A 13,225-nucleotide genomic window follows, 5' to 3' on the forward strand; every position below is an offset into this window, starting at 1 on the left:
TTGAGGCGTGGCGCCCCGGGGGAACCCCCTCACCCGAGGGCGCACAGGGCGCGTGCGGCGGCGCCTGGGTCCTCGGCCTCGAGCACGCCGGAGATGACCGCGAAGCCCGCCGCCCCGGAGAGCAGGGAGGCTCGCTCGGGAGTCATCCCACCGAGCGCCAGCGCGGGGCAGGGCAGGGCGGCGGAGAGTCTCCGGAAGCCCTCGGGCCCCAGCGTGGGCCGCGTGTCGTCCGGCTTCGAGCCCGGCGGGAACACCGGACTCACCAGCGCCAGGTCCGCGCCCCGGGCCCGGCGGGCCTCCTGCTCGTCATGCACCGCCACGCTCACGAGCCGCCCCGAGGGCAGATACGGGCGCACGTCCTCGGGCGTGAGGCCTCCCGCGGGCAGGTGCAGGTGCGCGCCCACCAGCAGGGCCACGTCCAGGCGGCCGTTGACGAAGAGGGGATTGCCCCGCGCCCGGCATAGCCCGGAGAGCAGCCGGGCCTCCTCGAGGAACTGGCGCGCGGTGGCCTCCGGGTGACGGTGCTGCACCGCCACCTCCGGCCCCACCTCCAGCGCCCGCTCCAGCGCGGCCAGCAGCCGCTCCCGGGGCAGGCGCCAGTCGGTGATGACCATCAACCGCGGCACCACTACTCGACGAGCCCCTCGATGGGGCTGGACGCCGAGGCGTACGCCTTGCGCGGAATGCGGCCCGACAGGAAGGCCTCGCGCCCGGCTTCAATCGCCAGCTTCATGGCCCGAGCCATGCGCACCGGATCCTTCGCGCCCGCGATGGCCGTGTTCATCAGCACCGCGTCCACGCCCAGCTCCATGGCGATGGCCGCGTCCGACGCCGTGCCCACGCCCGCGTCCACGATGACCGGCACCTTCACCGTCTCGCGGATGAGGCGGATGTTGTGCGGGTTGCGGATGCCCAGCCCCGAGCCGATCGGCGCCGCCAGCGGCATCACCGCCGCGCACCCCACGTCCTCCAGCTTGCGCGCCGTGATCGGATCATCCGAGGTGTAGGGCAGCACCGTGAAGCCCTCCTTCACCAGGATGCGCGCCGCCTTCAGCGTCTCCTCGACGTCCGGGTAGAGCGTCTTCTCGTCGCCCAGCACCTCGAGCTTCACCCACTTGCTCATGCCGAGCTCCTCGGCGAGCCGGCAGGTGCGCACCGCGTCGTCCGCCGTGTAGCAGAGCGCCGTGTTGGGCAGCAGCCGCATGCGCGAGCGGTCGATCCAATTCATCAGCGACGCCTCGCCCCTGGCCGCGAGGTCCAACCGCCGCACCGCCACCGTCACCATCTCCGCGCCCGAGGCCTCGTGGCAGCGCTTCATCACCTCGTGGCTGGGGTACTTCCCCGTGCCCACGATGAGGCGCGACTGGAAGGTGACTCCCGCGATCACCAGGGGCTTGTCCTGCACGCTCATTGCTCGCTCCTATCCGCCACCGACGAAGGTGACGATCTCCACGCGATCCTGCGGCGACAGCTGGTACTCGGCGTGGCGCGCGCGGCGCACCACCTCCGCGTTCACCTCCACCGCCACTCCCGGTCCACCCACCTCCATCGAGGCGAGCAGCGCCGCGAGGCTCATTCCCTCGGGGACTTCTCGGGCCTGTCCGTTGATCCAGATCGTCACGGCTCGACGCTCCTTGGCGCCCGACGGACTACAGGCGCTCCCCCCGGCTGTCAACGCGCACTGGGAGCGCTCGCGTCCACCACCCCCCGCTATACTCATGGCCATGTTCACCGTCCGATGCAGGCTCGTGGCCTCCGCCCTGGTGCTCACGCTCGGGCTGCCCGCCTCCGCCGCCGAGACCCCCCGCGCTCCGGATGCCCCCGAGCGCGCTCCCTCCGAGCCCTCGGGCCCCTCCGGGCTTCATGGCCACCGGTATGCCTTCGTCGCCGGGGGGCTGTTGGCCCTCGGGGGCGCCGGTTTCGGCTACCTCGCCCTGGGCGAGTCCAACCGCGCCCGGACGCTCTCCTCGGCGAGCGAGTCCAGTGCCGCGCTCGACCGGGCCCGCGCCAGCGCCGCCACCGCCAACGTGCTCTATGGGGTGGCGGGGGCGGCCGTCCTCTACGGGATCGTGCTGGAGCTGCTCCCGGAGCCCGCCGCCGAGAAGGCGAGCCTCACGTTCCACTTCTGACGCCCGGAACCATGCGCCACCCCCTGAGCTCCCTGCTGCTCGTCTCCGCCCTGGCGGCCTCCGGCTGCTTCATCTCCGAGAACGCCGGGCCGGGACACCCGTGCTCGGACGACTCCGAGTGCCCCGCCTCCTACCGCTGTGTCACCGTCTCCGAGGGCCAGCGCTCCTGCGAGGTGCTCTACCCGCCGGGCCCCCAGGAGTCCGACGCGGGCACCGTCGACGCCGGGCCCGTGCCCACCTGGTGCCAGGACGTCCGGCCCATCCTCGCGGCCAGCTGTGTGGCTTCGTGCCATGGCGCGACGACGACGGGCAGCAACCGGACGGACTTCCGGCTCGACCAGTACGCGGCCAGCAGTGGGGTGCTCGGGGCCCGGGACATGGCCGCGCGCATCAAGGTCCGCGCCGTGGACCAGCAGACCATGCCGCCCGCGGGCAACCCCGCTCCCTCGGCCAGCGAGCGCGACGTGCTCTCGCGATGGAGCGCCGGAGGTACACCGTTGTGCTCGGACGGTGGTACTCCGTAGGGCCACCATGAAGCGCCTTCCCCTGAGCCTCCTGGGTCTCTGTGCCGCCGTGGCCGCCGGCTGCACCCTCGAGTCCCCCGACTTCTCCGGCAAGTCGTGCGAGTCCGCGGCCGACTGCCCCCAGCCCTATACCTGTGTCGCGGCCCGTCCGGGCGCGGGGCGCACCTGCGAGTTCCTCAATGGGCCCGGCGTCTCCGGCTCCACCGACGGCGGGCCCGTGCCCACCTGGTGCAAGGACATCCAGCCCATCCTCGCGGCCAATTGCGTCTCCTCGTGCCACGGCGCGGACACGTCGGGGAGCGGCCGCACGGACTTCCGGCTCGACCTGTACGAGGCCGACGGGGGCATCGCGGGGGCCCGACTGATGGCGCCCCGCATCGACTCGCGCGTCGTCACCTTCCGCACCATGCCGCCTCCCGGGCGCGGTCTTCCCGAGCCCACCGAGGCCGAGCGTCTACTCATCGACCGGTGGGCCTCGGGGGGTGCTCCGTTCTGCGACAGCGCCGCCCCCGACGGAGGGCCATGAACGGGAGGACAAGGCGGGGAACACCGCGAAATCCTTCCCGTTTCCAGCAGGCAGGCGCCCGAGCGTTCCGCGTCCCGGCCGAGGCCCCTGTGTCCGCGCCCTCGCCAAAGCAAGGCTGTGCAACGGCGAGGCTGGCTCCCAGTTTCCCGCCGCACGCCGGGGAAGAGCCCGGGGTCACGAACTGAAAGGAACGGTCGACATGCGGAAGCTCATGATGGCGGTGGTGGCGGTGGCGGGTCTGGGTCTCGTGACGGGCTGCCAACAGAAGAGCGACGTCCAGAATAAGCGCGAGGACGTGGCCGAGGCGCAGCGCGACGTGGCCAAGGAGCAGCAGGACGCGAACCGCCAAGTGGCCGAGACGCGGCAGGACGAGCAGAAGGACGTGACGGACGCCCAGCGCAACCTCGCCGAGGAGCAGAGCGACCTGGCCAAGACCGAGCACCAGGAGGCCACGGACCAGGCCACGGGTGGCAGCGGCATGGCCACCACCAACAAGGACACCACGGCGAAGAACGACAACGTGAAGACCGAGGAGGTGAAGGGCACCATCAAGTCCGCCTCGGCCAGCAACCTCACGCTCATCGTCCCGGACAAGAACAACCAGATGATGAAGTTCAACGCGAACCAGCAGGTCCAGGTGACTCGGGACGACAAGCCGCTGGCCCTCTCGGACCTGAAGCCCGGTGACGAGGTCCGCGCCTCCTACACGATGGACGCCAACGGCCAGATGGTCCTGCGCAGCATCGACGTGACGAAGGCGAGCGCGCAGCACCCCGGCGTGAAGGCCAAGTAATCCCGCGCACGACGTGGGTGGAAAACACGGCCTCCGCCTCCGGGCGGGGGCCGTTCCCCATTCAGGCCACGGGCCTCGAGAGGGCGCTTGTCGCGGGACGCCCGAGGGCCGAGACTTGGCGCCATGTCCCCCTCCCCGAGTCACGTCCTCGAGCTTCATCAGCGCTGGTGCATCGCGGACGGGCACGCGGACTCGCTGATGTGGAATCGGGATCTGTGCGAGCGCTCCTCGGAGGGGCACGTGGACTTCCCCCGCCTGCGCGAGGTGGGGATGAAGCTGCAGTGCTTCACCATCGTGACGCGGGGCTTTCCCTTCATCGGGGGCTTCGAGGCCTTCGCCGTCTGGCGTGGGTGGCCTCGCGAGGCCCGCGCCACCGAGTGGACGCGCGCGGTGTGGCAGGTGGACCGGCTGGCGGACTTCTGCCGCCGCTCCAACGGGCAGGTGCGCATCACCACCACGGGGCGCGGCCTGGAGGAGAACCTCGCCGAGGGCCGGCTGTCGGCGGTGCTGGGCATCGAGGGCGCTCACGCGATTGAGGGCCAGGTGGAGCGCGTGGCCCAGCTGCACCAGCGGGGCGTGCGCTTCATGGGCCTCACGCACCTGTCCAACAACGAGGCGGGTGGCTCGTCCTTCCCGCTGATGGGCAACCGGCCACTGTCGCCGTTGGGGCAGGCGGTGCTGGAGGAGATGGCTCGCGTGGGCATGGGCGTGGACGTGGCCCACGCCTCCGAGCGGACGCTGGAGGACATCCTCGCCCACAAGATGGCGCGCGTCTTCTCCTCGCACACGGGCGTGCGCGGGGCGGGCGGAGGCTGGCGCAACCTCTCCGACGAGTCGCTGCGCCGCATCGCCGACAAGGGCGGCGTGGTGGGCATCATCCTCGCGCCCGTGTACCTGGGCGGGGATGCCATCGACGATGTCGTGCGGCACATCGAGCATGCGCTGAGCGTGATGGGGGAGGAGGGCGTGGGAATCGGATCGGATTACGACGGCATGGTGGCGCTGCCCAAGGGCATCCGCGACGTGACGGATCTGCCCAAGCTCACCGAGATCCTGCTGCGCCGTCACCCCGAGGCGCTCGTGGAGCGCATCCTCGGGGGCAACTTCCGCAGGTACTTCCGCGAGACGCTCGGGGAGTGAGGCGGGTTGACCGGGCTCGCGGCGCCTGGAATCGTCCGGCGCCGTGATGACTCGCACTCCCGTCCTGTTCTCGATGTTGTTGGGCTCCCTCCTGCTGTCCGCCTGCGGTGCCAGGGCGGGCGACGCGTGCTCGGGCTCCGGCTACCAGTGCGCCTCGGAGAAGGAGGCCCTGGAGTGCCGCGACAAGGTGTGGCGCACGCTGCCGTGCAAGGGCGGCGGGGGGTGCACCGAGTCCGGCAATACCGTCTCGTGCGACATGCGCAACAACGTCGACGGGGATGCGTGCGCGGCGTCCGCCGAGGGCTCGGGCCTGTGTACGGCCAATGGCAAGGCCGTGCTCGAGTGCCGCCAGGGCACTCTGGTGCAGGTGAAGCTCTGCAGCGTGTGCACCATGGACAGCACGCGCGTCACCTGCCAGCCATGAGTCACGAGGCCGTGCGCGCTCCGGAGCGGTGGTCCAGCCTGGCGTGCCCCTTGCAGTGGGCGCCGTACTCCACGCGAGAGGGCATTCCACATGAGCATCAGGGCGACGGCACAGGCACAGACGATGTCCCCACGGCCGGCCCCGGTGGCTCGCGGCTCGCGGCTCGAGCTCCTCCAGGGCGAGGGGCACCCGGCGCGGGCGAACGAGCCCCGAGCGCAACTGCGTGCCGCGGTGAGAGAGCGGCTCCTCCAGGGCCTGACGGACATTCAAAGCCGGCTCGCCCAATTCCTGAGGACTCCGGGCCGCCCGGGCTCCGTCACCCTGTCGCTGGTGCTCAGCGAGAGCTCCATCACCTACGAGCTGTGGAAGGAGCCGGCCCTCGTTCCCGAGTGCCGGGCGCGCCTGGCCCAGACGCTGGGCGTGGCCCCGGAGACGGAGGAGGCCTCGTTGCTGCGGGGGCTGATGGCCGAGGTGCACCAGGCCTTCGTGGAGTTCCAGGCGAGCGCCCCGGGCCGCGACGCCCGGAAGCAGTACGAGGCGGTGCTCCAGGGCTACACGGCGGCGAACGTGCTGCCCATCGTGCCCGGCCATGACTCGGGCCCCATGCTGGCCGAGCTCGCCCGACTGGGACTGCCCCACGAGAGGGACTTCTCCCGCTCGCTGCTGGTGGATCCGCTGCTGCTGGCGGTGGGGCTCGGCCCCGAGGAGGGCTCGGAGTCCCAGGTGATGGTGGCCGGGCTGAGCGTGTCCCAGCTCGGCACGCTCGTGGCCCAGGTGCGCCGCCTCAATCCGAGGCTCACCAACCGGCAGGTGGGCCAGCTCCTCATGCGCGCCGCCACGGACCGGAAGAGCGCGAACCGCAAGAGCCTGGGCCCGGCCGAGGTGGAGCAGGTGCGCGAGCGGGCGAGCCAGCTGCTGCGGCTCCAGGTCGTCGAGCTGCTCTTCGTCTGAGTCCGAGAGGTGATGACAGCAGTCACCAGGCGGTGACCGCGGTCATCAGGAGAACGGGCTCCCAGAGGCCCTTCTCCAGAGGGACAGAGGCCTCGCGAGCCCTGGCACACCTCCTGCTCTGACTACGTCATTCCCACCGATGACGCGAGCACGCTGGCCACCCGGGCCACCCACCTGGCCGTCCACCTGCGCAACCTGGCGTGAGCCGCGCCTTGCCAGAGCAGGGCGGGTGGATGAATGTTCGGTGCGATGGCCACTGCTGCTCTCCACCTCGAGGAACACCGCGCCGCGCTGACTGGCCACTGCTATCGCATGCTGGGCTCGGCCGCCGAAGCCGATGATGCCGTGCAGGAGACGATGGTGCGTGCGTGGCGCGGCCTGGACCGGTTCGAGGAGCGCGCGTCCCTGCGCACCTGGCTCTATCGCATCGCCACCCGCGTGTGCCTCGACTCGCTGACGGATCGCTCGCGCCGCGTGCGGCCGATGGAGGAGGGTCCGGTGGGCTCGGTTGATGACTCGCTCACCCAGTTGCCGGCCTCTCACTGGCTCGAGCCCATCCCCGATGCGCTCGCCGTGCCCGCGGATGCCGATCCCGCCGAGCGCCTGATGTTGCGCCAGAGCATCCGCCTCGCGTTCGTGGCGGCGCTCCAGCACTTGCCGCCGAAGCAGCGCGCGGTATTGCTGCTGACCGAGGTGCTCGGCTGGTCCGCCGCCGAGGTCGCGGACAGCCTCGAGACCACGGTGGCCTCGGTCAACAGCGCCCTGCAGCGGGCCCGGGCGACGCTCGCCACGCGCGACTTCACCGAGTCCCGCACGCCGCTGTCCGATACGCAGTCCACGCTGGTCGACCGTTACGTGGACGCCTTCGAGCGCTACGACGTGGACGCGCTCACGAGTCTGCTCCACCAGGACGCGACGCTGTCGATGCCGCCCTTTTCGCTGTGGCTCCGCGGTCACGAGTCGATCAGCGCCTGGCTGCTCGGGAAGGGCTCGGGCTGTCGAGGCTCACGGCTGGTGCCCACGTCGGCGTGCGGCTCGCCCGCGTTCGGGCAGTACCGGCCCGGCGGACCGGGCGAGCCTCACAAGGCGTGGGCGCTGATCGTGCTCGAGCTCTCGGGCGATCGCATCGCCGCGATGAGCTCGTTCCTCGACACCGCGGCGCTGTTCCCGCGCTTCGGCCTGCCCCTGGAGCTGGCCACCTGAACTCGCGGCCCTCGGCGCCTTCCGCCCGTCAGTGCCGCGAGGGCTCGGGCGGGAGCAACCCCGCGCGGTGCATCGCCTCGAGCGTCAGATCGGCGAGCTTCTGGTAGCCCTCGGGACTCGGGTGGAAGCCGTCGGCGGAGACCCACTCGGCATGCTGGGAGAGCTGCTTCGAGGCGGGCAGCAGGTCCACCACCAGGACGCGCGGGCCGTAGGGCCGGGCCGCGGCGGCGATGGCGGCGTTCCACGCGCTGACCAGCGCGTGCAGCTGGGCGCGCCGCTGGGGTGAGGCCTGGGCCGCGGAGAGGGTGGCGAGATCCGGGATGTTGAGCAGCACCACCTGGGCGTCCGTCTCGCGCGTCAGCAGCTCGAGCGTGGCCTGGAGCGACTTCTGGTAGGTGGGCAGCGGTACCTGGCCGAGGGCGTCGTTCACCGACAGCCACATCGTCACGAGCGTGGGCCGGAAGGCGATGGCCCGAGGCACCTCGACCTTCGCCGCCTCGCCCAGGGTGATGCCACTGCGGGCGAAGCGCTCGTACACGGTGTTCTCGGGCAGCGCCGCGCGGATGCGCGCGGTCCAGTTCTCACGGGCGGGGGCGCGGCTGCCCACGCCCACCGTGTCGGAGGCGCCAAGGGCGGCGTAGCGGATGGGAGTACGCAGGGCAGCGGAGGCAAGAGGGGCTTCCGCACGGGCGGCGGCATTCATCGGGGGCATGGGAGACGGTTGCTCCTCGGGGCTTTGTTCCGGGGGACGGGGAGCGGCCGGCACGGTGGTGCCCAGCCCGAGCGCCGTCGCCAGGGTCAGCAGGACGGAGGTCTTCATTCGGTTGAAGGGGAACGCGAGAGGGAGGACCTGGAATCCCCATCGACGCCCCTCCCATGGGGGCCGGCCGGGCTGGACCTCTCTCCCTTGCTCGCTACACTCGCGGCCATGCCGAGCGAACCCACCACCGTCGACCAGTACCTCGCTGCGCTTCCGGAGGACCGCCGCGCGGCGCTCTCCGCCGCGCGCGACGTCATCCTCGAGAACCTCGGTGAGGGCTACGAGGAGGGCATTCAGTACGGGATGATTGGCTACTACGTCCCGCACAAGGTGTTCCCGGCGGGCTACCACGCGGATCCGAAACAGCCGCTGCCGTTCGCGTCGCTGGCCTCGCAGAAGAGCCACATGGCCGTCTACCTGATGTGCGTCTACGGCCAGCCGGAGCAGGAGAAATGGTTCCGCGAGGCGTGGGCGAAGACGGGCAAGAAGCTCGACATGGGCAAGTCGTGCGTGCGCTTCAAGAAGCTCGAGGACGTCGCGCTCGACGTGCTCGGCGAGGCCATCCGCCGCGTGCCGGCGAAGGCATACATCGCGCATTACGAATCCGTCATCCGGCTCCCGGGGAAGAAAAAGGCACCGGCCGCCGCGAAGAAGGAGCCAGCGGCGAAGAAGGCCTCAACGGCGAAGAGCAAGCCCGTCGCGAAGAAGAAGGCGGCGGCCCTCGGAGCACGAAAGGAAGCCAGGCGATGAGCACGAAGACCTATCACGGGAGCTGTCACTGTGGCCGGGTGCGCTTCAAGGCGGACCTCGACCTGAGCCAGGGCACTGGCCGCTGCAACTGCACGTTCTGTCACAAGGCCCGTTGGTGGGGCTTCATGACGAAGCCCGCGGCCTTCACCCTCCTGTCCGGCGAGGACTCGCTCGGCGATTACCAGGGGCCGAACAACACGCAGGGGCACCACCTCTTCTGCAAACACTGCGGCATCCGCGTGTTCGGCAAGGGCCATGTCCCCGAGATTGGCGGCGACTACGTCAGCGTGAGCCTCGCGGCGCTCGACGATGTGTCGCCCGAGGAGCTGATGCAGGGGCCGCTCCGGTTCATCAACGGCCGCGACAACGACTGGTTCAAGCCGCCAGCCTTCACGCGCCACCTCTGAACCGCTGGGCCGCGCGTGGGCCTGGCGCGGGCCGCGAGGCTCAATAGCGCAAGGGGGGCAGGGGACCGGGCAGGCCCCCTGTTCCCCCGTTGCTCCGGGCTGGTCGCGGTACCAATTTTGTGCGGATGCGTAAACTCCGCGATCAACAGGCCCCAGAGACACCCGGCGACACGAGGACGGGGTTCGTCCGGGTGCGAGGGGCTCGTGAGCACAACCTGAAGAACGTGGACGTCGAGCTCCCGCGTGACGCCCTCGTCGTCTTCACGGGGGTCTCCGGCTCGGGCAAGTCGTCGCTGGCCTTCGGGACGCTCTATGCCGAGGCCCAGCGGCGGTATTTCGAATCCGTGGCCCCGTACGCGAGGCGGTTGATCGACCAGGCGGGCGTCCCCGAGGTCGACGCGATCGACGGTCTGCCCCCGGCGGTGGCCCTCCAGCAGCACCGGGGCGCAGCCACGACCCGCTCGTCCGTGGGCAGCGTGACCACCATCGCGAACTCCCTGCGCCTGCTGTACTCGCGCGCCGGAACGTACCCGCCGAACCAGCCGCACCTCGACTCGGACGCGTTCTCGCCCAACACCCCGGCGGGGGCCTGTCCCCACTGCCATGGACTCGGCCGCGTCTACGAGGTGACCGAGCGCTCGATGGTGCCGGATGACTCGCTGACCATCCGCGAGCGGGCCGTGGCCGCGTGGCCTCCCGCGTGGCACGGACAGAACCTGCGCGACATCCTGGTGACGCTCGGTTACGACGTGGACCGCCCGTGGAGGGACCTCCCCCAGAAGGACAGGGATTGGATCCTCTTCACGGAAGAGCAGCCGACCGTTCCGGTATACGCGGGCTTCACTCCGGCGGAGACGCGCCGGGCGCTCAAGCGCAAGGAGCCTCCCAGCTACATGGGGACGTTCACGAGCGCCCGGCGCTACGTGCTGCAGACCTTCGCCACGACGCAGAGCGCGCTGATGAAGAAGCGCGTGTCGCAGTACCTCGTGAGTGGTGAGTGCCGCCTGTGCCAGGGCAAGCGGCTGCGTCGCGAGTCCCTGTCCGTCACGTTCGCGGGCCTCGACATCGGCGAGCTCTCCCGGCTGCCGCTGACGCGCGTCGCGGAGATTTTACGGCCGGCCGTGGACGGGACGGCTCCCGGGGCGAAGAAGCTGGCGAAGGAGCACCCGGAGAAGGCACTGGTCACCGAACGCATCGCCAAGGACCTGCTGGTGCGCATCCAGGTCCTGACCGGGCTGGGATTGGGCTACCTCTCGCTCGAGCGCAGCACCCCGACGCTCTCGCCCGGCGAATTGCAGCGGCTGCGGCTCGCCACCCAGGTGCGCTCGAACCTGTTCGGCGTGGTGTATGTGCTCGACGAGCCCTCCGCGGGGCTGCATCCGGCGGACACCCAGGCGTTGCTGAAGGCGCTGGATCAGCTCAAGGGCTCGGGGAATTCGCTGTTCGTGGTGGAGCACGAGGTGGACGTCATCCGGCACGCCGACTGGATCGTCGACGTCGGACCGGCCGCGGGCGAGAAGGGGGGACGCATCCTCTACAGCGGTCCGCTCGAAGGGCTCGAGAACGTGGAGGAGTCCCAGACACGGCGCTACCTCTTCGGGTCCGAGACCTCGCCGCGCCGCACACCGCGCTCGCCCAAGGGGTGGCTGCGCCTCGAAGGCGTCACCCGCAACAACCTGCACGGACTGGACATCCGCTTCCCGCTGGGCGTCTTCACCACGGTGACGGGCGTCTCCGGCTCGGGAAAGTCGAGCCTGGTGAGCCAGGTCCTGGTGGAGCTGGTTTCCGAGCACCTCGGCCATGAGATCCCGGAGGACGAAGAGGAGGGTGAGGAGTTGGAGCGCTCCGTGGTGCTCACCACGGGGGGCCGGATCGTCGAGGGAATGGAGGGCATCAAGCGGCTGGTGCGAGTGGATCAGAAGCCGATCGGGCGCACGCCGAGGTCCAACCTGGCGACGTACACGGGGCTCTTCGACAATGTGCGCAAGCTCTTCGCGGCGACACCGGCGGCGCGGGCCCGGCGCTTCGACGTGGGACGGTTTTCGTTCAACGTGGCCAAGGGGCGCTGCGAGACGTGCGAGGGCGAGGGCTTCGTGAGCGTCGAGCTGCTCTTCCTGCCGAGTGTCTACGCGCCGTGTCCCACGTGTCACGGAGCCCGTTACAACGCGAAGACGCTGGAGATCGAGTACCGCGGAAAGAACATCGCCGAGGTGCTGGGGATGACGGTGGATACGGCCCACGCGTTCTTCGCCGAGGAGCCCCAGGTGCATCGCGCGCTCGGGGTGTTGCGGGAGGTGGGCCTGGGCTACCTGCGGCTGGGCCAGCCCGCGACCGAGCTCTCCGGAGGCGAGGCGCAGCGGATCAAGCTCGCGACGGAGCTGCAACGGGTGCAGCGGGGCAACACGCTCTACATCCTGGACGAGCCCACGACGGGGCTGCATCCCTCGGACGTGGACAAGCTGATGACGCAGCTCGATGGACTGGTGGAGGCGGGCAACACCGTCATCCTCGTGGAGCACGACATGCGAGTGATTGCGGCGAGCGACTGGGTCATCGACATGGGCCCAGGAGCAGGAGAGGAAGGAGGCCGGGTGGTTGTATCCGGAACACCGGCCCAGGTGGCCACCTCGTCCGCGAGCCGCACGGCGCCTTTCCTGGCGCACGTCCTGGGTTGAGGCATTCCCGCCAGAGCCACGTCGTTCACTGGGGAAGCGTCACTCCGGGGAGGGTGATGGAGCGCGGACCGTCCTCGCGCAGCACCAGCGTGACGTCACCTCGAGGCTCGTCCTGCTGTGCATTTACCTCCACCACCACCATACGGGACTCCTTCGGCGGGATGGGCGCCTCCTGCCAGAGTTTCAAGCTCTGCAACTCCTTGCCCTTGGCATCCACCAGCGATGCGCTTGTTGCCGTCCAGGGCTGCGTGCCAGAGTTCAGTAGCCATACTTCCACCGCGACCCGGCGGTCGGATCGATAGCTGATGCCTCTTGTCACGGAAAGTGAGCCCTGGGTGTACCCGGTGAACTTCATTGTGAATTCCCAGGTACGGATTCCGTTATTGCCCATCGTCTTGCTGGCGATGAGCCTCCGCAATCCACCCGGGTCTCCGCACTCGGCACGAAGCTGCTCGAATTGGTGCTGGAGCCGTTCGAGCTCGCTCTGGAGTTGTTGATTCTTCGCGCGCTCCTGCGCCACCTCATGCAGGAAGGACTCCCGTGTACGCTTATCACGGTATACTTCCACCTGACGTGTGGCCTGCCCAGGGTGGGCCGTCAGCACGAAGGTGATACTCGCACCATCCCCATATCGAGCCATGAGACGGAGGCGTTCCCCTGGCATCATGTCCTCGGGAGGCATGATACCGGCGCTGGTGCGGCTGCGCGTGATTTGCGTGAAGCGCACCTCGTCTTGCAACTCCACGAAGACAGGGGCGTCGAAGATGAACGCCGTCAACAGACCTGGACTGACACAGATCTCCTGCGTGCCCGGCTCCAGTGACAATTCAATGCGCTGCACGTCCTGGCAGACGTTGGCAGCGCGCCGCTGCTCGACAACGGGTGCGCCTTGAAGCAGTGCCAGGACCATGAAGGAAACGCGGGCGGCCAGGAGCACGGGGAG

At 69.9% G+C, this 13,225-nt stretch carries 16 protein-coding genes; 11 read left to right on the forward strand and 5 right to left on the reverse strand.

Annotation, left to right across the window (positions count from 1 at the left end):
* Positions 1–29: 29 nt before the first annotated feature.
* From ACJ8AN_RS16745 to thiS, 3 genes are read right to left on the reverse strand one after another with little or no spacing between them, the layout of a single operon-like run.
* Positions 30–614: a thiamine phosphate synthase gene (locus tag ACJ8AN_RS16745; protein WP_407756368.1), complete on the reverse strand. Its 585-nt coding sequence runs from the start codon at positions 612–614 to the stop codon at positions 30–32.
* 14 nt (positions 615–628) lie between these two features.
* Complete coding sequence (locus tag ACJ8AN_RS16750) at positions 629–1,411, reverse strand: thiazole synthase (protein WP_407756369.1); 783 nt, start codon at positions 1,409–1,411, stop codon at positions 629–631.
* Positions 1,412–1,420: 9 nt separating this feature from the next.
* On the reverse strand, positions 1,421–1,621 hold the full coding sequence (gene thiS, locus ACJ8AN_RS16755; protein WP_407756370.1) for a sulfur carrier protein ThiS: 201 nt from the start codon (positions 1,619–1,621) through the stop codon (positions 1,421–1,423).
* A gap of 103 nt (positions 1,622–1,724) precedes the next feature.
* Between thiS and ACJ8AN_RS16760 the strand changes: the two genes are divergently transcribed.
* From ACJ8AN_RS16760 to ACJ8AN_RS16795, 8 genes are all read left to right on the forward strand, one after another.
* Positions 1,725–2,129 (forward strand): hypothetical protein, encoded by a 405-nt coding sequence (locus tag ACJ8AN_RS16760; RefSeq protein WP_407756371.1) that lies wholly within the window; start codon positions 1,725–1,727, stop codon positions 2,127–2,129.
* 11 nt (positions 2,130–2,140) lie between these two features.
* Positions 2,141–2,653 carry a hypothetical protein gene (locus tag ACJ8AN_RS16765; RefSeq protein ID WP_407756372.1) on the forward strand — a complete coding sequence of 171 codons (513 nt, stop codon included), beginning with the start codon at positions 2,141–2,143 and terminating at the stop codon, positions 2,651–2,653.
* A 7-nt stretch (positions 2,654–2,660) separates the two neighbouring features.
* The gene (locus ACJ8AN_RS16770; RefSeq protein ID WP_407756373.1) at positions 2,661–3,179 is read left to right on the forward strand and encodes a hypothetical protein; all 519 of its coding nucleotides are present in this window, start codon (positions 2,661–2,663) and stop codon (positions 3,177–3,179) included.
* 199 nt (positions 3,180–3,378) lie between these two features.
* Positions 3,379–3,972 (forward strand): hypothetical protein, encoded by a 594-nt coding sequence (locus ACJ8AN_RS16775; RefSeq protein WP_407756374.1) that lies wholly within the window; start codon positions 3,379–3,381, stop codon positions 3,970–3,972.
* A gap of 123 nt (positions 3,973–4,095) precedes the next feature.
* Entirely contained in the window at positions 4,096–5,112 is a 1,017-nt protein-coding gene (locus ACJ8AN_RS16780; protein WP_407756375.1) for a dipeptidase, read from the forward strand.
* 46 nt (positions 5,113–5,158) lie between these two features.
* Positions 5,159–5,536: a hypothetical protein gene (locus tag ACJ8AN_RS16785; RefSeq protein WP_407756376.1), complete on the forward strand. Its 378-nt coding sequence runs from the start codon at positions 5,159–5,161 to the stop codon at positions 5,534–5,536.
* A 90-nt stretch (positions 5,537–5,626) separates the two neighbouring features.
* Positions 5,627–6,487 carry a hypothetical protein gene (locus ACJ8AN_RS16790; RefSeq protein WP_407756377.1) on the forward strand — a complete coding sequence of 287 codons (861 nt, stop codon included), beginning with the start codon at positions 5,627–5,629 and terminating at the stop codon, positions 6,485–6,487.
* 249 nt (positions 6,488–6,736) lie between these two features.
* On the forward strand, positions 6,737–7,690 hold the full coding sequence (locus ACJ8AN_RS16795) for a sigma-70 family RNA polymerase sigma factor (protein WP_407756378.1): 954 nt from the start codon (positions 6,737–6,739) through the stop codon (positions 7,688–7,690).
* A gap of 28 nt (positions 7,691–7,718) precedes the next feature.
* On the opposite strand, the gene ACJ8AN_RS16800 is transcribed toward ACJ8AN_RS16795, so the two are convergent.
* Positions 7,719–8,510 (reverse strand): SGNH/GDSL hydrolase family protein, encoded by a 792-nt coding sequence (locus ACJ8AN_RS16800; RefSeq protein WP_407756379.1) that lies wholly within the window; start codon positions 8,508–8,510, stop codon positions 7,719–7,721.
* 87 nt (positions 8,511–8,597) lie between these two features.
* On the opposite strand from ACJ8AN_RS16800, the gene ACJ8AN_RS16805 reads away from it, so the two are divergent.
* The 3 genes from ACJ8AN_RS16805 to uvrA all read left to right on the forward strand — a co-directional run bounded on the left by ACJ8AN_RS16805 (position 8,598) and on the right by uvrA (position 12,282).
* On the forward strand, positions 8,598–9,200 hold the full coding sequence (locus ACJ8AN_RS16805; RefSeq protein ID WP_407756380.1) for a DUF1801 domain-containing protein: 603 nt from the start codon (positions 8,598–8,600) through the stop codon (positions 9,198–9,200).
* A complete protein-coding gene (locus ACJ8AN_RS16810) occupies positions 9,197–9,607 on the forward strand; it encodes a GFA family protein (RefSeq protein WP_407756381.1) in 411 nt (136 codons plus the stop codon). Before ACJ8AN_RS16805 ends, ACJ8AN_RS16810 begins: the two co-directional genes overlap by 4 nt.
* Before the next feature lie 125 nt (positions 9,608–9,732).
* Entirely contained in the window at positions 9,733–12,282 is a 2,550-nt protein-coding gene (gene uvrA / locus ACJ8AN_RS16815) for an excinuclease ABC subunit UvrA (protein WP_407756382.1), read from the forward strand.
* Positions 12,283–12,307: 25 nt separating this feature from the next.
* On the opposite strand, the gene ACJ8AN_RS16820 is transcribed toward uvrA, so the two are convergent.
* Positions 12,308–13,219, reverse strand: a complete 912-nt coding sequence (locus tag ACJ8AN_RS16820; protein WP_407756383.1) for a DUF2381 family protein — start codon at positions 13,217–13,219, stop codon at positions 12,308–12,310.
* Positions 13,220–13,225 lie beyond the last annotated feature (6 nt).

The organism is Archangium sp., from assembly GCF_045802675.1.
Classification (GTDB): Bacteria; Myxococcota; Myxococcia; order Myxococcales; family Myxococcaceae; genus Archangium.

Excerpts from the sequence above, each read along its gene's own strand:
- uvrA (WP_407756382.1), top strand. The coding sequence starts at position 9,733 with ATGCGTAAACTCCGCGATCAACAGGCCCCAGAGACACCCGGCGACACG.
- ACJ8AN_RS16745 (WP_407756368.1), bottom strand. The coding sequence starts at position 614 with ATGGTCATCACCGACTGGCGCCTGCCCCGGGAGCGGCTGCTGGCCGCG.
- ACJ8AN_RS16750 (WP_407756369.1), bottom strand. The coding sequence starts at position 1,411 with ATGAGCGTGCAGGACAAGCCCCTGGTGATCGCGGGAGTCACCTTCCAG.
- ACJ8AN_RS16800 (WP_407756379.1), bottom strand. The coding sequence starts at position 8,510 with ATGAAGACCTCCGTCCTGCTGACCCTGGCGACGGCGCTCGGGCTGGGC.
- ACJ8AN_RS16770 (WP_407756373.1), top strand. The coding sequence starts at position 2,661 with ATGAAGCGCCTTCCCCTGAGCCTCCTGGGTCTCTGTGCCGCCGTGGCC.
- ACJ8AN_RS16765 (WP_407756372.1), top strand. The coding sequence starts at position 2,141 with ATGCGCCACCCCCTGAGCTCCCTGCTGCTCGTCTCCGCCCTGGCGGCC.
- ACJ8AN_RS16760 (WP_407756371.1), top strand. The coding sequence starts at position 1,725 with ATGTTCACCGTCCGATGCAGGCTCGTGGCCTCCGCCCTGGTGCTCACG.
- ACJ8AN_RS16795 (WP_407756378.1), top strand. The coding sequence starts at position 6,737 with ATGGCCACTGCTGCTCTCCACCTCGAGGAACACCGCGCCGCGCTGACT.
- ACJ8AN_RS16780 (WP_407756375.1), top strand. The coding sequence starts at position 4,096 with ATGTCCCCCTCCCCGAGTCACGTCCTCGAGCTTCATCAGCGCTGGTGC.
- ACJ8AN_RS16790 (WP_407756377.1), top strand. The coding sequence starts at position 5,627 with ATGAGCATCAGGGCGACGGCACAGGCACAGACGATGTCCCCACGGCCG.
- ACJ8AN_RS16785 (WP_407756376.1), top strand. The coding sequence starts at position 5,159 with ATGACTCGCACTCCCGTCCTGTTCTCGATGTTGTTGGGCTCCCTCCTG.
- ACJ8AN_RS16810 (WP_407756381.1), top strand. The coding sequence starts at position 9,197 with ATGAGCACGAAGACCTATCACGGGAGCTGTCACTGTGGCCGGGTGCGC.
- ACJ8AN_RS16775 (WP_407756374.1), top strand. The coding sequence starts at position 3,379 with ATGCGGAAGCTCATGATGGCGGTGGTGGCGGTGGCGGGTCTGGGTCTC.